Source organism: Fructilactobacillus sp. X2R1C1 (assembly GCF_059901435.1).
The window spans coordinates 1-251 of the sequence record NZ_JBWXUV010000120.1 but is presented as its reverse complement, the minus strand read 5'-3'; the positions used below and the strand labels follow the sequence as shown (position 1 = coordinate 251).

The following is a 251-nucleotide window of genomic DNA, read 5'->3' as shown; positions in this document are numbered from 1 at the left end:
AAACAACGGAATCTGGTTGTGCTTCAGGGTCTTCTTTGTATTCCCATCGTTCATGTTATACTTCGCAAACATTCTTACATAGAGATTAACCGTCGGAACCAGTGGGAAACTCGGAATGTTAAATAGCCGCTTCAATTGGCCACCCAACTCACCTTCCACACTGGCATAGCCACTGTCCTCAATCGCAAATTTTACGTTGCTTGGCATTTTGGGCAGGGAATACATGACGGCCGAAGCTCCCATGCTTGTCC

At 46.6% G+C, this 251-nt stretch carries 1 pseudogene; it reads right to left on the bottom strand.

Annotation, left to right across the window (positions count from 1 at the left end):
- A pseudogene (locus AC6UDG_RS07715) lies at nt 1-251 on the bottom strand (alpha/beta hydrolase); the annotation flags it as partial.